Consider the following 21,792-nt stretch of genomic DNA (forward strand, 5'->3'; position numbering starts at 1 on the left):
ATCATCCCGGCCGGTTGCAGAAGGCCTGCAGACGGCTTGCCGCACGGCGGCCATAATGGACGGCCGGAGGTGACCAGGTGGAGTTCCGGGTCCTCGGTGCGGTCGAGGCGTACGCCGCCGGCACGTCGATCGATCTCGGCTCCCGCCAGCAGCGCCTGGTGCTCGGACTGCTCCTGCTGGAACCCGGCCGCCCGGTCACGGTGGACCGGCTCGTCGAGCTCGTCTGGGGGTCCGACCCGCCAGCTTCCGCCCGGGGCACGCTCCAGGCGCTCGTCTCCCGGCTGCGCGCCTGCCTGCGCCGTGCCCGGGACGCGGGGGCCGCCGACCCGCCCGGCGGCTGCGAGATCCTGCACACCGGCGGTGGCTACCTGATGCGGGTGGAGCCGGGCGCGGTCGACGTGCACCGCTTCACCGACCTGGTCGCCCGGGCGCGGCAGGCCGACGACGCGCCAGCGGTCGAGTTGTTCGACCTGGCGCTCGAGCTGTGGCGGGGCGACCCGCTGGCCGACGTGGCGCCGACGGACGTGCGCGACCGCCTCTGCGCCGGCCTGCGCGAGGTGATGTGGACGGCGGTGGAGGACCGGCTGGAGGCACGGATCCGGCTGGGCCGGTCCCGGGAGGCGCTGGACGAGCTGACCAAGCTGGTCGCCGAGCACCCCTTCCGGCAACGCCTGCTCGGTCAGCTCATGCTGGTCCTGCACCGGGAGGGGCGCACCGACGAGGCCCTGCGGACCTACCGCGACCTGCGGGCCCGGCTGGTCGCCGAGTTCGGCCTCGATCCCACTCCGGAACTGCGGCAGCTGGAAGCCGCGATCCTGCGGGCCGACCCGGCGCTGGAGGTCGCGCCGGGGCCGGCCGGCAGCCGGCCGCGCGGCAGCCGCGCCGATCCACCCGTACGGCCGGCCGAGCTGCCGCCCGCCCACGGCGTGTTCGTCGGCCGGCACGCCGAACTCGCCACGCTCGACGGCCGGCTGGACGCCGTGCGGCGCGGCGACGGAGCCGGCGTCGTCGTCATCGACGGCATGGGTGGGATCGGCAAGACGGCCCTCGCTCTGCACTGGGGCCACCTGCGCCGGCGCCACTTCCCGGACGGCCAGGTCTACCTGGACCTGCGCGGGTTCAGCCCCGGTGACACCCCGATGCGGCCGGCGGAGGCGCTGCCCCGGCTGCTGCTCTCGCTCGGCGTGCCGGCGGCGGACATCCCGCCCACGGTGGACGCCCAGAGCGGGCGGATGCGCAGCCTGACCGACGGCCGGCGGCTGCTGCTCGTGCTGGACAACGCCTACGACGCCAGCCAGGTCCGACCGCTGCTGCCGGGGAACCTGGCCGGTCTGGTCGTGGTGACCAGCCGTCGCCGGCTGACCGGGCTCGTGGTGCGCGAGCAGGCGGTGCCGCTCAGCCTGGCGCCGCTGCGGCCGGCCGAGTCGGTGGACCTGGTCGCCGGGTGCCTGCACCGGTCCCGACCCGACGAGCGGGAGGCCCTGGCCGACTACTGCGGGCACGTGCCACTGGCGATCCGGATCGTCGCCGCCCGCGCGCTGGAGCTGCCGGACCGACCCCTCGGCGACCTGCTGCGGGAGCTGCGGCAGGGACGCCGGCTCGACGCCTTCGCCGGGTCGGACGGTCCGGACGTCAACCTCCGTACCGTCTTCTCCTGGTCGTACCGCTGCCTGTCACCGCCGGCCGCGGCGCTGTTCTGGCGGCTGGCCCTGCACCCCGGCGAGAGCGTCGGCGTCCACGCCGCGGCGGCGCTCACCGGTCTCGACCCGCCCCGGGTCCGGGAGTTGGCCGCCGAGCTGCACCGGGCCAGCCTCCTGCAGCTGCCGGCCCCGGACCGCTACCAGTTCCACGACCTGGTGGGCGCGTACGCCAGGGAACTGGCCGAGTCGCCGGACCACGCGGCGGACCGGCGGCTGGCGTTCGACCGGCTGATGGACTGGTACCTGCACACCGTCGACGCGGCGGGCCGGGTGCTGCAGCCGCACCGGCCGCACTTCGCGCCGCCCGCGCCGGCCCTGGTCGAGCCGGTCCGCGTCGACACCTACCAGGCGGCGTTGAGCTGGTGCGAGAGCGAACGGACCAACCTGCTGCCGGTGGTCCGCGCGGCGGCGTCCGGCGGCGCGTCCGGGCACGCCTGGCGGATCGCGCTGGCCGCCTCGGCGTACTGGTACATCGCCAAGCGCCGGGAGGACTGGCGGGCGGCGACCCGCATCGGGGTGGCCGCCACCCGTGCCGCCGGTGACCGGCGGGCCGAGGGAGCGCTGCTGGCCAGCCTGGCGACCGCGCTGTGCGAGAGCCGACGCTACGCCGAGGCCATCGACCTGTACCAGGAGTCGCTGCGCCTGCACGAGGCCAGCGGCGACCGGGACTGGCGGGCCACCAGCCTGAACAGCCTGGCCGTGGCGCACGCCGAGGCGGGCCGCCCGGACGAGGCGCTGGCGACGTTCGCCCTCGCCCGGGTGGAGCACCAGCTGCGGGGCAACCGGCGGGGTGAGGGCGTGGCGCTGCAGAACATGGCCCAGTGCCACGTCCTGCTGGGCCAGCCCGGGGAGGCGATCGCCCGCCACGAGGAGGCGCTGACGGCGATGCGCGACGCGGGCGACCGGTACGCCGAGGCGATCTGCATCGCCAACCTCGGTGAGGCGCACGCCGAACTGGGCGACCACGACCGGGCGATCCTGCGCTTCCGCGAGGCGGTACGGCTGCACCGGTCCACCGGCAACGAACACGGCAGGGCGCGGACCCTGCTGGCGCTGGGTCGGTCGCTGGTCGAGCTGGGTGACGTCCACCGCGCCCGATCCTGCTGGCGTCGGGCGCTCGCCGTCTTCGACGAGCTCGGCGACCCGGAGGCCGACGAGATCCGCGCGTTGCTGGGCGAGCCGGCGGCTGCCTGACCTGCTCCCCGCCCCGTTGCCCCCGGCGAGGTTCCGGCGGCGGCAGGAGTTCGGCCGGCGCCCGGCACCTGCTGCTCAAGCGCTATCGGCCATCCCCACCGGGCCCTCGGCACGTCCGGCCGGCGTGACCGATGGACGGGCTGCAAGACCGGCCATGTCAGCACGGCACCTTCGCGAGGACGACGTGATCCTCGCGGACGTCGCCGACCATGGCGAATCCGGCCCGGTCGACCTCGCGGCAGAAGCGGAGGTCGTCGGAAAGATCAACACGTTCGGACGCGGGTAGCCGGGCATAGCCACGAGCATGTTCGGCGGCGCCGTCCATGATGCCGGCGACCAGGTCTGCCGGTCGCGGCGCTGACCCGTCGAGGAGGCCGCTCAGGTACCTCGCACAGGCCCAGTCCTCGGCGGTCGTTCCGGTGCAGATGAGTGTGTACGGAGTATCGGCGTGGTTGCCCGCGATCCAGCGGGCGGTGGCACCGACATTCCTCGCTGACACCGCGAGCAGCGCCGTCGGGTCCGGACACCGGGCGAGCCCGAGTGTGCCGTTCGATGTCGCCTGGATCAGACGCCGGCCGTCGAGCCGCGCCGCCGACATCTCGAACGGCGAGTTCCCGAAGTCGAAATCCACGGGCTTGAGGCCGTTGGTCTCCCCGACCAGAAGGCGGTCGGGGAGTCGCCGCCGGAGAGCCCGGCCGACCTCGACCGACGGCGCGCAGGCTATCTCTGTCACGCCACGCTCGAAGGCAACCGCAGCCGTGGTGAAGGCCCGAATCACATCGATCACGACGACGACCCGGCCGGTCGGAACTTCGGCATCCATACCTATGATCGACACGGCACCGGATCATTCTGTGCAGAAGTCCGGCCGGCAAGAAGATTCTCAAGCGAGATCCGGCGCACTGTCCTCGGCAGAGCCGCGACTGCCCCGGGCCGCGCCGACACCGGGGAAATCATGCCGGTGGACCGCTGGCGACGCCGGGCGATGCGGCCACGACAGCGGACCGTCGCTTTCGGTACCAGGCGGCGCCGAACATGACGAGCCCGAGCACGATCATGCCGATCACGGTCGGCCAGCGCAGATCCTGCCTCAGGTAGGTGGCCAGGAACCACGTGTGGCGCTCGGCACCGGCGGCGACGAAGAACGCGGCGACGACACCCTGGGGGAACAGCGGGACCGCCGCCAGGGCGAAGCCGACCCATTCGGCGTTCTGCGCGCGGGCGGGCAGGGCGGGCAGTCGCGGCGCTGCGTGGGCCCGGGGCTTGCGGCCGGTACGCATGGCGTGCAGAAGTTCCGGCGCCCGCGCGGCCAGGCGCCGTGCTGCCAGAAGCCCCAGGCCCCAGTAACACAGCAGGCCCGACACGAGGCCGGCGGGCACCGCGGCCCAGCCGTACCGCAGGGCGAGCAGTGCGGCCGGTGCCGCGGCCGCCGCGACGAGGGCGAGCGTGACGTAGGTCAGCCCGGTCAGGCCGCCGTTGTCGTCGCTGAGTCGCAGCGGGTTGGCGCCGCGCTTGTGCGGGTCGATACCCGGGACCAGTCCGTACACCGCCAGCAGGGGCACCAGGCCGGCCGCGGCGCCGAGCAGCGCGGGCAGCAGGGCGAGCATGAGCGGCCACGGTCCGCCCGCGATGGCGGTGCCGGCCAGCGTGACGACGGCCGCGGCCGGTCCGACGGCTGCCAGCCAGGCTCGCTGCCGGCCGCGGACGTCGCTGCCCTCCGGGTTGGTGATGGTGAGCCAGAGGGCGGTGCCGTCGGCGCCGTAGAGGTTCGCGGTCATGCCCGCGGCCATCAGGATGACGATCGGGCCGGCGTAGGGCAGCATGCCGGGCCAGCCGAGCAGGAGCGGTGTCGCGCCGAAACAGACACCGAAGCTGAGCGCGAAGACGATCTGGTAGTTGCGGGCCAGGTCCCGGGACCAGGTGCGCAGTTCCCGGGCCACGATGGCGCCCCGGGCGGTGGTCGCGGTGATGGGTCGGCGGGGCCGGCCCGAGGTCGGTGCGGCGGTGGCCGGCCTGGCCAGCAGAGCGGTCCAGACCGCCAGGAGCAGCAGATCCACCAGGGCCAGGCCGGCCAGGGCGAGGCTGTCACCGCGGATGGCACGCAGGCCCCAACTCGACGGGAGGTGGGCGACGAACCGGGGGACGCCGTGCTGGTCGAACAGTGCGAGGAAGACCCAGATCTGGCACAGCGCAGCCAGGACGGACCCGTTGACGACGCCTGCCGCGACGGCGCCGACGCGCGAGCGCAGGGCCAGGCGCAGCAGTCCCACGGCGACCTTCGACAGCAGGACGAACAGGGCGAGCTGCAGGATGATCGCCGGCACCGCCGTCAGCGCACCGGCCAGGTCCTGTCGGATCCCGGACACGAGCAGGCCGAGCAGCGCCGTCAGGCTCACCAGCGGCGCCAGACCGACGAACGCCGCCGCCAACAGACCTGTCGCCTGGCGGTGGGGTTTCAGGCCGAGCAGCGCGAAGTGCTCGGGCGTGAGGGTTTCGTCGCCGCCGCCCATCGCCACGGGTCCCAGTGCCCAGCCCAGCATCCACAACGCGTAGACGGCGGCCAGCAGCTCGAGATCTCCGGTGGCGGCCAGGTAGAGCGTGCCGCCGGCGAGCAGCAGTCCGAGGGTCAGGCCGGTGAGGGTCATCGGTTGCTGCCGGCCGCGCAGTGAGTGCCGCAGGAGCGTCGCCTTCATCCGGGCCAGGGTCAGCGCGACAGCCACGACAGCTCCTTCCCGGTGGTTCGGTTCGCGCCCACGAGGTCGACGAACACGTCCTCGAGGCTGCGCCCGCCACGGACCTGTGCCAGCGTTCCCGCTGCTGCCACGTGTCCGCGGTCGATGACGGCCACGTGGTCGCACAGCTGCTCGACCAGCGCCATGACGTGGCTGGACAGCACGATCGTGCCGCCGCCGGCGACGAATCCGCGCAGGATCGTCTTGATGGTCGCCGCGGAAACCGGGTCCACCGCTTCGAACGGCTCGTCCAGGACAAGGAGCCGGGGAGCGTGCAGCAGTGCCGCGGCCAGGCCGATCTTCTTGCGCATACCGGTGGAATACTCGATCACCAGGGTCCGCTCGGCTCGGTCGAGCTCCAGGACGCTCAGCAGTTGCCCGGCCCGCTCGTCGGCGACGTCCTTGGGCAGGCCGCGCAGCAGACCCAGATAGGTGAGCAGCTCCCGGCCGGTGAGGCGCTCCGGCAGGGCCAACCCGTCCGGCAGGACTCCCACCAGGGCCTTGGCGCGGGCGGGCTTCGCCCACACGTCCACGCCGAACAGGTGGGCACTGCCGCTGTCGGGCCGCAGCAGCCCGACGGCCATCGACAGCGTGGTGGTCTTGCCGGCGCCGTTCTGCCCGACCAGCCCCAGGAACGCGCCCGCGGGCACGGTCAGGTTCACGCCCGCCACCGCGGGCGTTCTCCCGAACGTCTTGGTCAGCCGGTCCAGCCGCAGAGCGGGTTCGGTGTCTGTGGTGCGCACGTGTGCCGCCTTCTTCCGGTGCTCGCCTGGTCAGCGGCAGCTTTCCGCGCAGCGCGCCCGAAGATCAACGACGGCCTGGATAACATGGCATTAGCTCACACTTATTGATCGAAGGGACCTGATGGAACTGCGTGACATCGAGATCTTCCTGACGCTCGCCGAGGAGCTGCACTTCGGCCGCGCGGCGCAGAAGCTGCATGTCACGCAGGCACGGGTCAGCCAGTCGATCAAGAAGCAGGAACGGCGCGTCGGCGCCCCGCTGTTCGAGCGCACCAGCCGCGTGGTGCGACTGACCCCGGTCGGCCAACGTCTGCGCGAGGACCTTCGGCAGGCGTACGACCTCATCCAGAGCGGCCTGGCCGGCGCCGCCGCCGAAGCCCAGGGTGTCCACGGCACGCTGCGCATCGGCGTGATGGGCGCGCTGGGCAACGAACTGAGACCGCTGATCGAGAAGTTCACCGCCGACCACCCGGCCTGCACCGTCGAGACCGTCGAGTTCCACTTCAGCGACCCGTTCTCGGCCCTGCGCGCCGAGCACGTCGACATGCAGCTGATGTGGCTGCCCGTCCACGAGGACGACCTCACCACCGGACCCGTCGTCCTCACCGAGGGGCGCGTACTGGCCGTGCCGGAGACCTCCGACCTGGCCGTACGCCAGGCGGTGTCGGTGGAGGACCTGGCCGGGCGCACGGTGCTCGACCCCGGAACCGACGCACCGGACTACTGGGTCGAGGCCATGCTGCCCGCCGTCACCCCGAGCGGCCAGCCCATCCCCCGCGGCCCCCGCACGCGCACCTTCCACGAGGTCCTCGCCCTCGTCGCCGCCGGGCAGCTCGTCAGCCCACTCAACGCACACGTCACCCGGTACTACACCTACCCCGGCGTCGTATACCTGCCCATCCACGACGCCCCGCCCACCGAATGGGCCCTCGTCTGGCGCACCGACCGGCAGACGCCGCTCGTCCACTCCTTCGCCAAGCTGGGACAGCACCGCGGGCCACAGCCGATCGAGCCGGCCGGCCAGGACTAGTCCGGCGCACCCCGGCGTCGGAGCCCGGCCCGGGCGCGGCGAGCTGCTCGACGACGGCCCGCGAGAGAAGCAGGCGCTCAGGCGCGCGGGCCGGCGCCGTGCAGCAGAGTGTCGATGATGCGGGCGGCGAGGGCGTCCGGGTCGGCCCCGTCCGGGTTGCCGTGCAGGGATTCTCCGAGCAGCGCGTAGTAGACCCGGCGCACCCAGTCGAGGTCGGCTGCCTCGTCGATGAGCTTGTCGGCCTGGGCTCGCCTCAGCACGGCGGTGCAGCGGCGGGCGATGTCCTGGTGGAGGAGAGCGGCCTCGCTGTCCGGGTCGGCCGGCAGCCCCAGGGCGAACGCCCAGGCGCTCTTGACCTGGAGCACGTTGGCGGTGATCCGGTGCATCGCCACCAGCGGCGGTGCGGTGTCCGGCCTGCCGTCCTCCACCGCCTGGGCGAGCTGGCGGGCCGCGGAGGAGGCGAGCGCGTCGATCAGCGCCTGCCGGTTGGCGAAGCGCCGGTGAATCGTCGTCCGGGCCACTCCCGCGGCCGCGGCGATCTGCTCCATCGAGGCGCCGGGCTCTTCGGCGAGCACCTGCTCGGCCGCCTCCAGGATCGCGCGCACGCTGCGCTCCGCGTCCGCCCGCAACGATCGTGCCGTCGTTCCACCCATCACGCCTCCCGTATGCCACTTGGCTAGGAACACAATACAACCCTGATGCGGCGTCGGCATTACCTGCAACATGGCTGTTGCAGTTCATCGGATTCCTGCTACGCTCCTCTCGCACTTGTCGCAGCTGAGGAGGAACTCATGAACCGCACTGCCCTTGTCACCGGAGCCTCGTCCGGGCTCGGCGCGGAGTTCGCCGCGCAACTCGCCGCCCTCGGGCACGACGTGATCCTGGTGGCGCGCTCCGGCGACCGGCTTGCCACCCTCGCCGAGCGCCTGGTCGCCGAGCACGGCGTCCGCGCCCACGTGCTGGTCCAGGACCTCGCCGAGCCGGACGCCGCCCGCCGCGTCGCCGACCAGCTGGCCACCCGCGGTCTGAGCGTCGACCTGCTGGTCAACAACGCCGGCTTCGGTACCTGCGGCCGCTTCGAGGAGATATCCGGAGCCCGCGACCACGACCAGCTGATGGTCAATGTCGTCGCGCTCGTCGACCTCACCCACGAGCTGGTGCCCGGCATGCTGGCGCGCGGCGGCGGCGCGGTCGTCAACGTCGCGTCCAACGCCGCCTTCCAGCCTTCCCCGTACTTCGCCGTCTACGGCGCGGCCAAGGCCTTCGTGCTGAACTTCGGCCTCGCCCTGCGTCAGGAGTACCGCCGGCGCGGCATCCGCGTGCTCACCCTGTGCCCCGGCCCGGTCGAAACCGCCTTCTTCGACACCATCGGCACCCGGCGGGCGGCCGTCACCGGCTCCATGACCACCCCGGAGCCCGTGGTCCGCGCCGCGCTGCGCGCGCTGGAACGCGATCGCGGCTACGTCGCCCCCGGATTCGGCAACGCGCTGACCGCACACCTGACACCCCGCCGCCCGCGCACCCTGGTCGCCGCCATCGCCGAACGGGTCACCCGCAAGGTCCTGGCCTCCTCGGCCGCCACCTCGACGGTGCCGGAGCACGCCGCATGAGACTCTCGGCCAGCGTCGGCGCGGCCTCGGCGATGCTGCTCGTCGGCACCTCGACAGCGGTCTCCGCCACCATCGCCGGCTACCCCGTCTTCACCGGGCAGGCGCTGCGCTATGCGCTCGCCGCGGCGATCCTGCTCGCCGTCGTACGCCACCAGCGCCTGCCCCGCGTCCGGCTGACCTCACGTGACGTCCTGCTCCTGATCGCGCTGGCCGCCACGGGCCTGGCCGGGTTCAACATCTTCCTCGTCGAAGCCACCCGGCATGCCGGACCCGCCATGATCGGCAGCGTGGTCGGAGCCGTCCCCCTCGTGCTCGCCCTCATCGGGCCGTTGATGCAACGCCGACGCCCTGCCCCCCGTACCGTCGGGGCCGCGCTCGTGGTCGCACTCGGCGCGGCCGTCGCCGCCGGCCTCGGCTCGGGTAGCCTGACCGGCCTCCTGCTGTCCTTGGGCGCACTCGCCGGCGAGGTGGCCTTCTCCCTGCTCGCCGTCCCGCTGCTGCCGAAGCTCGGCCCGCTGCGGGTAGCCGCCTATCCCGCCGCTCTGTCCGTACCCATGCTGCTGGCCGCGGGCCTCGTCCTGGACGGTACGGATTCCCTGCGGTTGCCCACACCCGGCCAGGCGGCCGCCTTCGGCTACCTCGGCGCGATCGTCACCGCGGCCGCCTTCTTCCTCTGGTACGACGCACTGCGCCGCCTCGGCGCCGACCGCGCGGGCCTGTTCGCCGGTCTCGTTCCGGTGGGCGCGCTGCTCACCGCCGTCGCACTCGGCCTCGGCGAGGCCGGCCCCGCCGACGTCACCGGGGCCCTGCTCGTCGCGGCAGGAGTCGTCGTCGGCGTGCGCCGGCCGAAGCGCGCCAGCGAGGAGCACACCATCTCCGAGGGACAACGGGTGAGCCGACCGTCGGTGGGTCACGGCGGCGACCACCACATGCGTGACACGCGACGCGGATACCCGTCAGCAGGGGCCGCACCGGTCGTGCCGGCACGCCCGGCGGAGCACACAGCGGTCCGGCAGGCGCTGGCCTCGGCCGGGCACTGAGTCCGCAGGATCGGCGCGGGCGGCCCCAGCCGGGGCCGCCCTTCGTCGTCTGGTCCAGCGGCTACCCGGCGCGACGGGTGGCGGTATCCGCCGACCGCGACGTGCCGGCTCAGGCTGGTGGCGGGTCGGCAACGATGCGCGCCAGGGTGCGTCGGCCCATCCGACTCATGGTGGGGTTGGTCCGCCGGTAGTACCAAACCAGCCCCATCGCCTGCTGGAAGGCCCACGCTCTGCCGCGTTCCCATTCGAGATCGTCGCAGCCGAGTTGCCGCCGAAGCGCCCGACGGGGCTCGCGTTCCAGCAGGTGCCAGGCACCTACGAGGTCAAGGGCAGGGTCGGCGGGCCCCAGTCCGCCCACGTCGAGAACCCCGGCCAGCCGGCCGTCGGAGACGAGGACGTTCCCCGGAATGAGATCACCGTGGTTCATCCTGTCCGGCGCCGCGCCCCGCGGCAGTTCCCTCAACACCGCCCAGATCCGGCGGAGCAGCGGGACGTCCAGCAGCGTCTCGCTGCGCTGGAAGCAGGTTTCCATCCACCCGTCGTGCGCTGGTAGTCCGCCACCGCGACCCGGGCCGTCGAAGGTGCGTCCCCGGGTGGGGATGCCTCGCACGCCAGTGATGAACTCGGCCAGATCGTGCGCGAACGCGACCGAGTCACCCGGGTCCTCGTCGGTGGCTACGACACCGGGTACCCACGTCTGCACCGACCATGGAAGCGGGTAGCTGGCGCCGGGTTCACCGATGGCGACCGGCTCGGGGGTGGGAAATCGCGTACGACCCATCAGTTCTCGGGCCGCTTCCGCTTCCCGTTCCAGCCAGCCCCGCGCCGCGTCGACCGCGCGAGGCTGGAGGGGGAACCGGGCCGTGAACCGTTCCCCGATCCGGAAGATGGCATTGACCGTTCCCTCGGAGACGACGCGCCTGATCGGCAGGCTCCGCCACTCGGGGAACTGCGCGTCCACCAGCTCACGCACGGTGTCGAGGGAGACCGTGAGCTGGTCGTCGTGCATCGGCACATCCGGCGACAGGGGTGCGCGATCTGTAGGGGCTGGCACGAGGATCATCCTTGCTCACGTGTTCTGGGCGGCGACTGTGGCTCGACGGTGGCCGGTGGCAGGGCTGGACGCCAGGTGGCGGGCGAGAGCGATCGCGGCGAGGAGCGCCAGGACCGCGCACACGCCCAGCCATTCGTAGTGGGCGTACGCGCGGGCTCCGAGCCAGGAGCCGAGGCTGCCGCCGAGGTAGGCACAGGTCATGTAGGCGGTATTGGTTCTGCTGCGCGCTTCGGGCCGCAGGGCGTAGTTCCGTACCTGGTTGGCGACCATGCCGGACTGCATTCCGACGTCGAGCAGCAACGTGCCGAGCACCAGTGCCGCGAGGCCCACCGTCCCGCCGAGGCCGGCGAACGCGAGGACCGCGGCCGAGGCGAGAACCCCACCTGTGCAGACCAGGTTGACCAGGTCGCTCCCCCGGCGGTCCACCTGCCGCCCGGCGGCGGGTGTGCACAGCATGGTCGCCGCGTTGACCAGCGCGAGCATCCCGACCGCCGGCGCGCCCAGGCCGTACGTCGGGCCGGTCAGCAGCAGCGCGACGGTGGTCCAGACCGCGGAGAAGCCGGCGAAGATCGTCGCCTGGTAGACGCAGGATCGGCGCAGGTCGGGTTCGGTGCGCAGCAGACGCAGCGACTCGGCCAGCAGCGCCGGATACCGCTGCCCGGACGGTGGCCGTGTCGTCGGCAGCACCCGGGCCATGACCACCGCGATGAGCAGCACGCAGGCCGCGGCCGCCAGGTAGGGCGCCCGCCATCCGAACCAGTCGCCGAGAGTGCCGGCAGCCGTGCGGGACAGCAGCATGCCGCCGATCGAGCCGCTCAGCAGGGTGCCGCTGACCACGCCGCGCCGGTCGTCGGCAACGAGGCCGGCTGCCATGGGGCCGATGATCGGCGCGACGACGGTCGTGATCCCGACGAGGACGCTCGCCCCGGCGAGCGGCGGCAGCGTGGGTGCGACGCTCGCGGCGAGCAGACCCAACCCGGTGAGGCCGAGCAGGGTGACGATCAGCGGTCGATGCGGGAGCCGGTCGCCGAGCGGCACGAGCAGGAAGATCCCGGCGGCGTAGCCGAACTGCACAGCGGTCACCACCAGGGCGGCCGAATCGGCGTCGAGGTGCAGTCCGGCGGCGACCAGCGGGCTGATCGTCTGGGGGAAGTAGATGTTGCCGACGGCGACCCCGCAGGTGAGCGTCAGCAGGAGCAGCAGCCGGCGGCTCATCGCGGAGCCGCCTGTCCGGGAGCGTCGATCACGTCAGTCCACCGGTCCGCCGGCGACGTAGATGACCTGGCCGGAGACGAACCCGGCCTCGGGACTCACCAGGTACGACGCGGTGTGCGCGATGTCCTCGGGCCGGCCGACCCGGCGTACCGGGATGGTCTGCGCCACGATCCGCTGGTGCTCCTCGAAGCTGCGGCCCCGCCGCTCGGCCGCGACCCTGGTCATGTCGCTGACCACGAAGCCCGGTCCGATGGCGTTCGCCGTCACGCCGTGCTGCCCGAGCCGCAGCGCGAGCGACTTGGTGAAGCCGATCAGACCGGCCTTCGCGGCGGCGTAGTCGACCCGGCCGGAGTCGCCGAGCGCGGAGATGCTCGACATGTTGACGATCCGTCCCCAGCCGGCCGCCGTCATGTAGGGGGTGACGGCCCGGGTGAGGAAGAACGCTCCGCGCAGGCTGACCCCCGTGACCGCGTCCCACTGCTCGGTGCTCGTCTCCTCGACGCCGGCGTTGGGCCCGCCGATGCCGGCGTTGTTGACCAGCACCGTCGGTGTTCCCAATTCGGCGGCGATCCGGGCGACAGCGGCGGCCACGGCCGTCTCGTCGTTGACGTCGGCGGCGAACGCCGCCGCCGTTCCGCCGTCGCGGGTGATGGCATCCACCGTGCCGCCGCAGTCCTCCTCGACCAGGTCGACCACGGCGACCGCGAGGCCATCGCGCGCCAGACGCTTGGCCACTCCGGCGCCGATGCCGCGTGCCGCGCCCGTGACGATCGCCGTGCGCTGCCGGGTGGTCTGGTCCGTCATGTTGATCTGTGCCATGCCGGAAACCTCACAGCACCTGGCGACGGGCGCCAAACGATGTAGCGTAGAGCTTAATGATCAGCTTCCGGCTCGGCGTCGAAGACCTCGCTGACACCCGTTTCGCGATCTCACCGATCCACGAGACCGTGCTCAGCCTCCGGGTGTTGCGCGAGCCTGGCCTGTACGCGCTGCACCTGCCCTGGCGCAGGTCGGTTCTCGGCAGACTCGACGCGCCCGCTACCGACGTGCTGATGTCCCTGGTCGGGCCGGACCGTGGCCTCCCGGATTTCCTGACGCCCCGGCCGACGGAGTTCGCCGCCGCCTTCGAGGACGAACTGGCCGCCGTACGCCGGACACCTGCCGACGTCGTACGCCGCGACGTGCTGGCCGTGTACCCACGTGGTCGGCTGCCGGCCGTCTTCCAGGAGATCACCGCAGACGACGACGGGCCGGTGCTCACCCTCCGCGACGCCATCTGCGACCACCTGCACCGCTACTGGGAAGCAGCGATCAGGCCGACCTGGCCCCAGATCCGACTCGTCCTGGAAGCGGACATGACCTACCGCGCCCGACAACTGGCTGTCGGAGGCGCGCGCCTGCTCTTCGCCGACATGCACCCGAACCTGCGCTGGCACGACGGCGTCCTGCACATCGACAAGATGATCGGGCGACACCAGGTCACGGCAGCCGGCCGAGGACTCCTGCTGATGCCATCCGTCTTCTCCCACAAACCGGCCCCGCCGGTCAGCCCGGACGAGCCACCGATGCTGGCGTACCCCTGCCGTGGAGTAGCGACGCTCTGGGCGCCGACACCCACCGACGCGACAGCTCTCGCCCCGCTCCTCGGTGCGCCCCGAGCACGACTGCTCGATCTCCTTGCCGAGCCGCTGCCGACGGTGGAGATCGCCCGCCGACTCGCGGTCACCCCCAGCGCCGTGTCACAGCACCTGCGGGTCCTCCACGCGGCGGGCCTGATCACTCGCGCCCGCGACGGACGCCACGTGCTGTACCGTCGCAGCCCTCTCGGCGATCAACTGGCCGGCCAGTCGGCGGAGCGTTGACCCACGTGTTCCGCCGGGGCCCGCTGTTCGGCGGATGAGAGGAACCAGGAACCGATGCCGGCGGGTGCCCGCTCCACCCGCCGACGCCGGGCGAGGTCACGCCGGGTCGGTGCGGGCCGGCAGCGAGTCGTAGTAGGGCTTCATCGCCGGGTAGTAGTCGTCGAAACCCGGCGTGGACCCGCCCTCCCGCGCTGCCACCAGCATGTCGAGGTAGTACTCCCAGCCGGGGCCGGTCTCGCCGATCTCGTCGGTGTTGTCGAGGTGGTGCACGAGCCGGAGCTCGGTTCGACCATCGGTGTGCGACAGCAGTAGCTCGACGCGCCAGTTGCCGGCTTCGTCGGTCGTCGAGAGGGCCAGGCGCCGCGGCGGGTCGCAGGCGTCGATCCGCGCGTCGAGCCACGGCGCCTGATCCTCGTAGGCCATCTGCATTTTGATCACGCGGCCCGGAGCGGCATCGCCTTCCCACGCGCCGAACCACCGGGCGGTGCGGTCGGGTTCGGTCACGCTGGCCCAGACGTCCTCGATGGGCGCCCGGAACGTGCGGCTGAGGACGAGATCGTGGCCGTCGGCGATGCGGAAGAGCCGACCGGTGGGCGGATTGCTCATGCCGTTTTCTCCTGTCGTTGATCCGCCGGGTCGCGCCGGCGGCGCTCGCGACGGGTGCGATAGACCTCGGTCTCCAGCGCGTCCAGGCGACGCTCCCAGCTGGCGGCCCGGGTGAACTGGTCGAGCCACTCGATCAGGCCGGCGAACCGCGTCGCGTCCAACTCGTAGAAGCGTTGGCGGCCGACGAGCGCGGCGCGGACCAGGCCGCTCTCCCGGAGCACCCGCAGGTGCCGGCTGACGGCAGGCCGGCTGATGGTGAACCGGTCGGCGATCTCCCCCGCGGGCAGCCGCTGCTCGCGCAGCATCACCAGGATGTCTCGCCGCACCGGGTCGGCAATCGCCGCCGCCACCTCGTCCACCAGAAAAGCGTAACCAGTGTGTTACGTGTTCGGCAAGGCCGGGGCCGCCCGAGACATCTGCCGGAGATGGCCAACGGCGCGATCGCCGCCGGACCGGGGGCTCCGCGAGTCCCGGGTGCCACGCCACCCGCGACGCAACCGCCGGTGGCCCCGTCGGCCTGGCCACACCGTCGGCGATGCCGGTCGGCTGAGGCCCTCCGGGTAGTGTGCAGGCATGGCTCGGCCGCGTCAGGTCCTGTCGTCGCTGGAGTCGACCGGTCTGGACCTCGGTGCCGCGCTGCTCTGCGTTCTGGTCTTCTGGCTGCCGCTGGTCGACCGTCCCGGCTGGTCGCGCTCGCTGCATGTGTGGGCCATCGTCCTGGTGATCGTGGGGATTCTGCTCCGATCGCGCTGGTCCGTCGTGGCGTTCTGCCTCGTCGCGGGAGTGACGCTGGCCGGCGCCGTGCTGGGCATGACCCATGACCCGTTCGTGGCCGCCGCGTGGACCCTGTTTCCTGTCGCGGTCTCGCGGGGCAGTACCAGGCTGCTCCCGGCCATCTCGGTGACGATGGGGCTGCTGATCGCCCTGGTCGCGGTCGGCGGACCGGCCGGCGCCGAGGAGGCCGTCCGGTATGTGATGGTGAGTCTGCTGGTGCTGGCCGGGACGTGGACGTTGGGCAGCGCGATGAGGCGGCAACGACGTGAAGCCGAGCACGCGTTGCGGGCCGAGCAGGAGCACGCGGTCACGGCGGAGCGGCTACGGGTCGCTCGGGAGGTGCACGACATCGTGTCGCACTCGTTGGGCACGATCTCGGTCGTCTCCGGTGTCGCGCGCCAGGTCGGCGGCGACGACGCCGGACGACTCAGGGAGAAGCTCGCACAGATCGAGACGACGAGCCGCGCGGCGCTGGATGAGCTGCGTACGGCGTTGGCGGCAGTCCGCGACCCCGGTGAAGGCGCGGCGCGCGGCCCGCAGCCGGGCATCGACGACCTGCCGGGACTTGTCGAACGCGTCGCGCATGCCGGGATCGCGGTGACCCTGACGGTGAGCGGCTGCGACCGGGTCCCGCCGGGTGCCGGGCTGGCCGTCTACCGGATCACGCAGGAGGGACTGACCAACGTGACCAGGTACGCGCCCGGTGCCAGCTGCCAGGTGGCGGTCGTCGGAGGCGACACCGACGTACGGGTCGAGATCGTGGACAGTGGTCCGGCGAACGGGTTGCCACCCCGCGGCGCGGCCACCGGAACCGGGTTCGGACTTGTCGGTGTACGGGAGCGCGTTCGACTGATGGGCGGCACTTTCACCGCCGGGCGACGGGCCGAGGGCGGGTTCGCCCTGCGCGCCGTCGTCCCGTTGTCGCGGCACGAGGTCAGCGGTGACTGAGCGGATCGGCGTGCTGATCGCCGAGGACCAGGATCTGGTACGGGCGTCGTTGCGCGAACTGCTCGACAGCGATCCGTCGATCGTGGTGACCGGTGAGGCGCGCGACGGGCAGGAGGCCGTCGCCGCAGCCGACCGGGTCCGGCCCGACGTGGTGTTGATGGACATCCGTATGCCGGGAATGGACGGACTGACCGCGACGGAGCTGATCTGCGAGCGACGACCGGCGACGCGGGTCCTCATCCTGACGACGTTCGACCTCGACGAATACGTCTACCGGGCCCTCCGCCTCGGCGCCTCCGGGTTCCTGCTCAAGAACGCTCCGCCGGCCGAGACCCTGCGCGCCGTGCACGTGGTCCATGCCGGCAACGCGATGCTCGCACCGGAGGTGACCCGCCGGTTGATCGCCGATGTCTCCGCGCGGGTCGACCGCCGACAACCCGATCTGGCCCGGTTCGACGTGCTCACGGAGCGGGAGCGCGATGTCGTGGCCGCGATCCTGCGAGGCATGTCCAACGAGGAGATCGCCGCTGAGCTGTTCCTCAGCCGGGCCACGGTGAAGACGTACCTGAGCCGCCTGTTCCTGAAGCTCGGCGTGCGGGACCGCACGCAGTTGGTCATCCTCGGTTACGAGTGCGGGCTCGTCGAACAACTCCGTCGGCCGGGCTTCCCGAGCGCGCGGCCGGGGCGTCGTCGTCGGTAGGTGTCAACCTTTGGCCGATGACCCGGGCACGGCCCGGTCGGATGCTGTACGACGTGATCGACGTAGTCAACCTCACGAAACGCCACGGCAGGAAGATCGCCGTCAACGACATGAGCTTCACCGCGGTTCGGGGCCGGGTAACCGGGTTCCTCGGTCCGAACGGCGCCGGGAAGTCCTCGACCCTGCGCGTGCTGCTGGGCTTGGACTCGGCCGACGCCGGCTCGGCGCTCATCGCAGGTGTGCCCTACCGTACGCTGCGCCACCCGCTGCGTACCGTCGGATCCCTGCTCGACGGTACTGGCGCGCACCCGTCCCGGACCGCCCACGCTCACCTGCGCTGGGTGGCGCGAAGCAACGGCATCCGCAAGGACCGTGTAGACGAGGTGCTGGAGATCGTCGGGCTGAGTGACGCCGCCGGCAAACGCGTCGGGCGGTACTCGCTCGGCATGGGCCGGCGCCTGGGTCTGGCGACGGCGTTGCTTGGCGACCCCGAGCTGCTGATCCTCGACGAACCGGTCAACGGCCTCGACCCGGGCGGCATCCGCTGGATCCGCCGGTTCCTCACGGACTTCGCCGCCACGGGACGCACCGTGCTGCTCTCGAGTCACCTCATGGCCGAGATGGCCGGCATCGCCGACGACCTCGTCGTGATCAGCGGCGGACGGGTCGTCAGCCACGGACCGCTTGCCGCGGTCACCGCCGGGTACGCCTCCCTGGAGGACGCGTTCTTCGCCCTCACCGACCCCACCGGCGGGCGCCCGGTCAACCACCCGAGGGACGGGGGCGGAGTGTGAGCAACATGGTCATCGCCGAGTTCCGGAAGCTGCTCGGACTGCCGGCGTCACTCGTCGCCATTGCCATCAGCGTGCTCGGCACGCTCGGTTTCGCGGCCCTCACGGCCATCTCGATGCGTGCCGCGCTGGACCGCGGAGACACCGCGAGGTTCACCGACCACACCACGACCGAAGCGGGGCTCGATCTGCTCCCGGTGGGAGCCGTGGGTGCGATCGTGCTCGGCGTCGTCATCATCAGCAGCGAGTACACGTCCAACCGCGACGACGCCGGCGGCGGCCGGCAGATATCCACCACCTTGACAAGTACGCCCCGGCGTCCGGCCCTGCTCGCCGCGAAGGTCACCGTGGTGACGGTGACGACCGGCGCGCTCGCGGCTTTCACCGTGCCCGGGGCGATCATGGTGTCCCAAACCCTGCTCGGCGATCACGGGCACCCGCCGGGTGACCTCGTCGACAGGATCGGTTGGCGGGTCGTCGGATCCGTCGTCTACCTGGTGCTCACTGCGCTGCTCGCCTGCGCCGCCACCGTCCTCACCCGAAGCGGAATCATTCCCCTGACGCTCCTCATCGCCAACACCTCCCTCGTCTCCGTCTCGCTGCTGCTGACCCGCGTCACAGGGCTGGCCAGGTACCTGCCCGACGTCGCGGGAGCGCAGATGGTCAGCACGAGATATCCGGCCGAGGACATGCTCGGTCCGATCGCCGGGGGTCTTGTCATGGCTGCCTGGACCGTCGTGATGCTGGTCGTCGCGGCTGTCGTGTTCACTCGACGCGACGCCTGAGCGGAGGACCGGCATGAACAGCAGGTTCACCGACGTCACCGCCGCCGAGCTGATCAAACTGCGCACTCTCCCGGCCGTCGCCGGCACCATCGGGGCGACGCTCCTCGGCGTGCCGGGACTGGCCCTCGTCCTCCAGGCCGCCGCACCCGAGCCGGCGGGCGCTTCCGCCGCCACCGACGCGGGCTTCCAGGCCATCGAGTACGGACAGGTCGGGCTGATCCTGCTCGGCGTGCTCGCGGCGGCGACGGAGTACAGCGGGCGTCAGATCCACACCACCGTGAAGAGTGTGCCCCACCGGCCACTGCTGGCGGCTGGAAAGGCCGTCGCGCATCTGGTGACCGCCGCGATGACGGCCGTGCTCGCCGTCGGCGCGCTGGCCGGTGTGGGTGAACGGAGACCGTCCTTCGGTCCGCTGCTCGGAGCGGTGGCGTACCTGCTGCTGATCAGCATGCTCGCCTACACCGTCGCCCTGTTGACCCGGGGCGTCCTGGCCGCGCTGGTGGTCATGCTCGGCCTGGTCTTCGTCGCCTCGCCCCTCCTGACCCGGGTCACCGCGATGGCCGGATACCTACCGGACCGGGCCGGCAGGCAGATGTACCAGACCGGATCCTCGTACGACACCACGTTGACGGCGGGACAAGGGGGAGTTCTGATGGCGCTCTGGGTCGCGCTCGCCCTCGCCCTGGCGACAGTGATGTTCATCCGGCGTGACGCCTGAAAGCAGGGATGACCTGATGAAGCCGGCGACGAGTTCTCGGCTATCGTCGCTGCTCGCCGTACCGCGACACCTCTGGTTGGTGAGGAGTCGGCCGTCCTGAGCGGCGGACGGGGATGTCGGCACCGGCCGACAGCAGGGCGAACCTGCGTACGGTGTTCAGTCGGGCGACCGGATCGCACTCCAGCCGGTGGTGTCGCACTGACCGTGCTCGTTGTTTCCCACGGCGACAACTGTTCCGTCCGCGCGTAGCCCCAGAGTGTGGGTGGATCCGGCCGCCACCGCGACGATCCCCCGCCAGTCGGCGACGTCGCACTGCCCGAAATCGTTGCTGCCCACGGCCACTACCCGGCCAGCCGCGGTGACGCCGACCGTGTGGTAGCTCCCAGCCGCCACTGCCACGACGTCCCGCCAGGCACTGACCTCACCGGCGCCCGTCGACTGATCCCCGACCGCGAAGACCCGTCCGTCGCTGCCGAGACCAACCGTGTGGAGGTAGCCGGCGGCGACGGCGGCGACGTCACGCCACGTGTCGACCGCGCACTGCCCACGGCGATCGTTCCCCACGGCAACGGCGGTCCCATCGGCTCTGAGTCCCACCGAATGCCAGTCGCCACACGCCAACGCGACGACCTCGCGCCATTGGCTCACGTCGCAGGCTCCCTCGTTGGCCCGTCCCGCGGCCAGCACGGTGCCGTCACCCAGCAGCCCCAGGGTGCGGCGCCAGCCCGCGGCGACAAGAGTCACCTCGCGCCATGACGCGACGTCACACTGTCCGTCACGGTTCCAGCCGGTCGCCACCACAGTGCCGTCCGCGCGGAGGCCGACACTGTGGGACCGTCCAGTGTTCGACGCCGAATGCACGTTGCCCGCCGCCACGGCGACCACGTGAGCCCAGTCGTCGACTCGACACTCCCCAGATGTCCCGGTGCCGGCCGCAACCACGGTGCCGTCGGCACGCAGCCCCAGCGAGTGTCGTCGTCCAGCGGCGATGACAGGACCATCCACGTGTACAGCCTACGGATCACCCGACCCTGGGCACGGCCAGCCCTCCGCACACCTCCATGCCGTTGAACGGCGCCCACGAAGTCGTCGCGCGCGTCCTGGTTGTTCAGCGCCCGAGGACGTCCACCAGGTGCTGCCCCAGGCCGGCGCAGGCCGCCACGTCCAGGCGGTACGTCACGTAGCGACCACGGCGCGCCGAGATCAGCAGCCCGGCCGCCTTCAGCACTGCGAGGTGCCGGGACACCTCCGGCGCCGTCACCCGCCACAGGTCGGCCAGCTCGCCGGTCGTGTGCGGGCCTCGGGCGAGCGTGCGGCAGAGACGTAGCCGCAGCGGGTGCGCAAGCGCGGTCAGCCGGGCATCCAGCTCGTCCACCCGCAACACCGGGCGCGGGTTCCAGCCCGGCGCCGGGTACTGCAGCACGGGCAGCCAGCCGGGCGCGTACACGACGGTCATGTGCGGTGCGCCGTACGCGCTCGGGATGAGCGTCATCCCGCCGCCGCGACCGTCCGCGGTCTGGTCCTGCAGCTTGTCGATCGTCAGAACGCCGCGCACGGTGTCGACCCCGATCGCGTGCGAGATCCGGCCGAGGGCGCCGACGCCCTCGCGGGCCAGGTCGAAGCGTCGACGGTCGGCCTCCTCGGCCAGCGCTGGGCGGACGCGTTCCCAGACCGTGCCGAAGAAGGCGGACTCGCAGGCGAGCAGGAAGCGTCGTACCCGCTCCCGCTCGGCGGCCGGATCGGCGAGCACCCGCTCGGCCCACGCCGCCTGCCGCGGCCCCCGGGCGCGGGCCGCGGCCAGCGCGCGCTGCCGCACGACCGGGTCACGCAGCGGCGACCACGTTCGCGGCGCCGGTGAGACGGCTCGATGGGCGGCGAGCGCCGCCGCGACCCAGCGCTCGTCGTCCAGGCGGTCGACGTCGTCCAGCTCCTCGCGCAGGCTCGGCCGCGGGTCGGACGGGAACAGGAAGTCGGCCCGGCCGGAGTGCCAGAGCAGACCGAACTCCTCCAGGTCCGGAGCCAGCTCTGCGGGAAGGGCGGCCGCCATCCTCGCCACCGCCGCGGCGGTGTCCGGATGATGCTGCGGCTCCGCGAGCACGTGCAGCACCGCGCCGAGCTCCGCGAGCGGCGACGGCGTTATCCGGATCCGATCGGCCGGTACGCCGGCGATGTCGATCGAGGTGACCACGGTACCGATCATGGCAGGGGTCCGCGCCCGGGCAGGCCGATTGACGCCGTCTGTCAATCGACGGGCCATGGATTGACGACGCTGGCCAACCTGGATCCCTTC

At 72.1% G+C, this 21,792-nt stretch carries 21 protein-coding genes; 10 read left to right on the forward strand and 11 right to left on the reverse strand.

Annotated elements, in window-relative coordinates:
- Positions 1-77 precede the first annotated feature (77 nt).
- Positions 78-2,894: a BTAD domain-containing putative transcriptional regulator gene (locus Q3W71_RS00920; RefSeq protein WP_302917360.1), complete on the forward strand. Its 2,817-nt coding sequence runs from the start codon at positions 78-80 to the stop codon at positions 2,892-2,894.
- Positions 2,895-3,051: 157 nt separating this feature from the next.
- Here Q3W71_RS00920 and Q3W71_RS00925 read toward each other — a convergent pair whose 3' ends face one another.
- The 3 genes from Q3W71_RS00925 to Q3W71_RS00935 form a co-directional block, all read right to left on the reverse strand.
- Complete coding sequence (locus Q3W71_RS00925) at positions 3,052-3,717, reverse strand: 2-phosphosulfolactate phosphatase (RefSeq protein ID WP_302917361.1); 666 nt, start codon at positions 3,715-3,717, stop codon at positions 3,052-3,054.
- Positions 3,718-3,847: 130 nt separating this feature from the next.
- A complete protein-coding gene (locus Q3W71_RS00930; RefSeq protein WP_302917362.1) occupies positions 3,848-5,614 on the reverse strand; it encodes a hypothetical protein in 1,767 nt (588 codons plus the stop codon).
- Positions 5,599-6,342, reverse strand: coding sequence for an ABC transporter ATP-binding protein (locus Q3W71_RS00935; RefSeq protein ID WP_302918688.1), 744 nt, complete (start codon positions 6,340-6,342; stop codon positions 5,599-5,601). Before Q3W71_RS00935 ends, Q3W71_RS00930 begins: the two co-directional genes overlap by 16 nt.
- 148 nt (positions 6,343-6,490) lie before the next feature.
- Between Q3W71_RS00935 and Q3W71_RS00940 the strand changes: the two genes are divergently transcribed.
- Positions 6,491-7,399, forward strand: a complete 909-nt coding sequence (locus tag Q3W71_RS00940) for a LysR family transcriptional regulator (RefSeq protein WP_302917363.1) — start codon at positions 6,491-6,493, stop codon at positions 7,397-7,399.
- 77 nt (positions 7,400-7,476) lie between these two features.
- Here Q3W71_RS00940 and Q3W71_RS00945 read toward each other — a convergent pair whose 3' ends face one another.
- Positions 7,477-8,052 (reverse strand): TetR/AcrR family transcriptional regulator, encoded by a 576-nt coding sequence (locus Q3W71_RS00945; protein ID WP_302917364.1) that lies wholly within the window; start codon positions 8,050-8,052, stop codon positions 7,477-7,479.
- A 138-nt stretch (positions 8,053-8,190) separates the two neighbouring features.
- Between Q3W71_RS00945 and Q3W71_RS00950 the strand changes: the two genes are divergently transcribed.
- Together Q3W71_RS00950 and Q3W71_RS00955 are read left to right on the forward strand one after the other, a co-directional pair.
- Positions 8,191-9,009 carry an SDR family oxidoreductase gene (locus tag Q3W71_RS00950; protein WP_302917365.1) on the forward strand — a complete coding sequence of 273 codons (819 nt, stop codon included), beginning with the start codon at positions 8,191-8,193 and terminating at the stop codon, positions 9,007-9,009.
- Positions 9,006-10,049, forward strand: coding sequence for a DMT family transporter (locus Q3W71_RS00955; protein ID WP_302917366.1), 1,044 nt, complete (start codon positions 9,006-9,008; stop codon positions 10,047-10,049). Before Q3W71_RS00950 ends, Q3W71_RS00955 begins: the two co-directional genes overlap by 4 nt.
- Positions 10,050-10,158: 109 nt before the next feature.
- On the opposite strand, the gene Q3W71_RS00960 is transcribed toward Q3W71_RS00955, so the two are convergent.
- From Q3W71_RS00960 to Q3W71_RS00970, 3 genes are read right to left on the reverse strand one after another with little or no spacing between them, the layout of a single operon-like run.
- Positions 10,159-11,058, reverse strand: coding sequence for an aminoglycoside phosphotransferase family protein (locus tag Q3W71_RS00960; RefSeq protein ID WP_302917367.1), 900 nt, complete (start codon positions 11,056-11,058; stop codon positions 10,159-10,161).
- 60 nt (positions 11,059-11,118) lie between these two features.
- Positions 11,119-12,318, reverse strand: coding sequence for an MFS transporter (locus tag Q3W71_RS00965; protein ID WP_302917368.1), 1,200 nt, complete (start codon positions 12,316-12,318; stop codon positions 11,119-11,121).
- 33 nt (positions 12,319-12,351) lie between these two features.
- Positions 12,352-13,137 (reverse strand): SDR family NAD(P)-dependent oxidoreductase, encoded by a 786-nt coding sequence (locus tag Q3W71_RS00970; protein WP_302917369.1) that lies wholly within the window; start codon positions 13,135-13,137, stop codon positions 12,352-12,354.
- Between the two features lie 56 nt (positions 13,138-13,193).
- On the opposite strand from Q3W71_RS00970, the gene Q3W71_RS00975 reads away from it, so the two are divergent.
- Positions 13,194-14,180, forward strand: a complete 987-nt coding sequence (locus Q3W71_RS00975) for a helix-turn-helix transcriptional regulator (RefSeq protein WP_302917370.1) — start codon at positions 13,194-13,196, stop codon at positions 14,178-14,180.
- Positions 14,181-14,276: 96 nt separating this feature from the next.
- On the opposite strand, the gene Q3W71_RS00980 is transcribed toward Q3W71_RS00975, so the two are convergent.
- Positions 14,277-14,786: an SRPBCC family protein gene (locus tag Q3W71_RS00980; RefSeq protein WP_302917371.1), complete on the reverse strand. Its 510-nt coding sequence runs from the start codon at positions 14,784-14,786 to the stop codon at positions 14,277-14,279.
- Positions 14,783-15,145 (reverse strand): metalloregulator ArsR/SmtB family transcription factor, encoded by a 363-nt coding sequence (locus Q3W71_RS00985; protein WP_302917372.1) that lies wholly within the window; start codon positions 15,143-15,145, stop codon positions 14,783-14,785. The genes Q3W71_RS00980 and Q3W71_RS00985 overlap by 4 nt, the downstream gene beginning before the upstream one ends.
- A gap of 214 nt (positions 15,146-15,359) precedes the next feature.
- Here Q3W71_RS00985 and Q3W71_RS00990 point away from each other — a divergent pair, with 214 nt between their 5' ends.
- Genes Q3W71_RS00990 through Q3W71_RS01010 form a run of 5 tightly spaced genes read left to right on the forward strand, consistent with a single transcriptional unit; the run spans position 15,360 to position 19,502 of the window.
- Entirely contained in the window at positions 15,360-16,508 is a 1,149-nt protein-coding gene (locus tag Q3W71_RS00990; RefSeq protein WP_302917373.1) for a sensor histidine kinase, read from the forward strand.
- On the forward strand, positions 16,501-17,208 hold the full coding sequence (locus tag Q3W71_RS00995; RefSeq protein WP_302917374.1) for a response regulator transcription factor: 708 nt from the start codon (positions 16,501-16,503) through the stop codon (positions 17,206-17,208). Before Q3W71_RS00990 ends, Q3W71_RS00995 begins: the two co-directional genes overlap by 8 nt.
- A 41-nt stretch (positions 17,209-17,249) precedes the next feature.
- Entirely contained in the window at positions 17,250-18,002 is a 753-nt protein-coding gene (locus Q3W71_RS01000; RefSeq protein WP_302917375.1) for an ABC transporter ATP-binding protein, read from the forward strand.
- Entirely contained in the window at positions 17,999-18,784 is a 786-nt protein-coding gene (locus Q3W71_RS01005) for a hypothetical protein (protein ID WP_302917376.1), read from the forward strand. The genes Q3W71_RS01000 and Q3W71_RS01005 overlap by 4 nt, the downstream gene beginning before the upstream one ends.
- A 13-nt stretch (positions 18,785-18,797) precedes the next feature.
- Entirely contained in the window at positions 18,798-19,502 is a 705-nt protein-coding gene (locus Q3W71_RS01010) for a hypothetical protein (protein WP_302917377.1), read from the forward strand.
- A 156-nt stretch (positions 19,503-19,658) separates the two neighbouring features.
- On the opposite strand, the gene Q3W71_RS01015 is transcribed toward Q3W71_RS01010, so the two are convergent.
- Positions 19,659-20,507 carry a hypothetical protein gene (locus Q3W71_RS01015; RefSeq protein WP_302917378.1) on the reverse strand — a complete coding sequence of 283 codons (849 nt, stop codon included), beginning with the start codon at positions 20,505-20,507 and terminating at the stop codon, positions 19,659-19,661.
- A 103-nt stretch (positions 20,508-20,610) separates the two neighbouring features.
- Positions 20,611-21,702, reverse strand: a complete 1,092-nt coding sequence (locus tag Q3W71_RS01020) for a DUF5937 family protein (protein ID WP_302917379.1) — start codon at positions 21,700-21,702, stop codon at positions 20,611-20,613.
- Positions 21,703-21,792: the final 90 nt, after the last annotated feature.

Origin of the sequence: Micromonospora sp. C28SCA-DRY-2, from assembly GCF_030519475.1 — a bacterium.
Classification (GTDB): Bacteria; Actinomycetota; Actinomycetes; order Mycobacteriales; family Micromonosporaceae; genus Micromonospora.

Bases quoted from the DNA above. Each gene is read 5' to 3' on its own strand.
- Q3W71_RS00925 (WP_302917361.1), bottom strand. From the start codon at position 3,717: ATGGATGCCGAAGTTCCGACCGGCCGGGTCGTCGTCGTGATCGATGTG.
- Q3W71_RS00940 (WP_302917363.1), top strand. From the start codon at position 6,491: ATGGAACTGCGTGACATCGAGATCTTCCTGACGCTCGCCGAGGAGCTG.
- Q3W71_RS00945 (WP_302917364.1), bottom strand. From the start codon at position 8,052: ATGGGTGGAACGACGGCACGATCGTTGCGGGCGGACGCGGAGCGCAGC.
- Q3W71_RS00950 (WP_302917365.1), top strand. From the start codon at position 8,191: ATGAACCGCACTGCCCTTGTCACCGGAGCCTCGTCCGGGCTCGGCGCG.
- Q3W71_RS00955 (WP_302917366.1), top strand. From the start codon at position 9,006: ATGAGACTCTCGGCCAGCGTCGGCGCGGCCTCGGCGATGCTGCTCGTC.
- Q3W71_RS00960 (WP_302917367.1), bottom strand. From the start codon at position 11,058: ATGCACGACGACCAGCTCACGGTCTCCCTCGACACCGTGCGTGAGCTG.
- Q3W71_RS00965 (WP_302917368.1), bottom strand. From the start codon at position 12,318: ATGAGCCGCCGGCTGCTGCTCCTGCTGACGCTCACCTGCGGGGTCGCC.
- Q3W71_RS00970 (WP_302917369.1), bottom strand. From the start codon at position 13,137: ATGGCACAGATCAACATGACGGACCAGACCACCCGGCAGCGCACGGCG.
- Q3W71_RS00975 (WP_302917370.1), top strand. From the start codon at position 13,194: ATGATCAGCTTCCGGCTCGGCGTCGAAGACCTCGCTGACACCCGTTTC.
- Q3W71_RS00980 (WP_302917371.1), bottom strand. From the start codon at position 14,786: ATGAGCAATCCGCCCACCGGTCGGCTCTTCCGCATCGCCGACGGCCAC.
- Q3W71_RS00990 (WP_302917373.1), top strand. From the start codon at position 15,360: ATGGCTCGGCCGCGTCAGGTCCTGTCGTCGCTGGAGTCGACCGGTCTG.
- Q3W71_RS01000 (WP_302917375.1), top strand. From the start codon at position 17,250: ATGCTGTACGACGTGATCGACGTAGTCAACCTCACGAAACGCCACGGC.
- Q3W71_RS01010 (WP_302917377.1), top strand. From the start codon at position 18,798: ATGAACAGCAGGTTCACCGACGTCACCGCCGCCGAGCTGATCAAACTG.
- Q3W71_RS01020 (WP_302917379.1), bottom strand. From the start codon at position 21,702: ATGATCGGTACCGTGGTCACCTCGATCGACATCGCCGGCGTACCGGCC.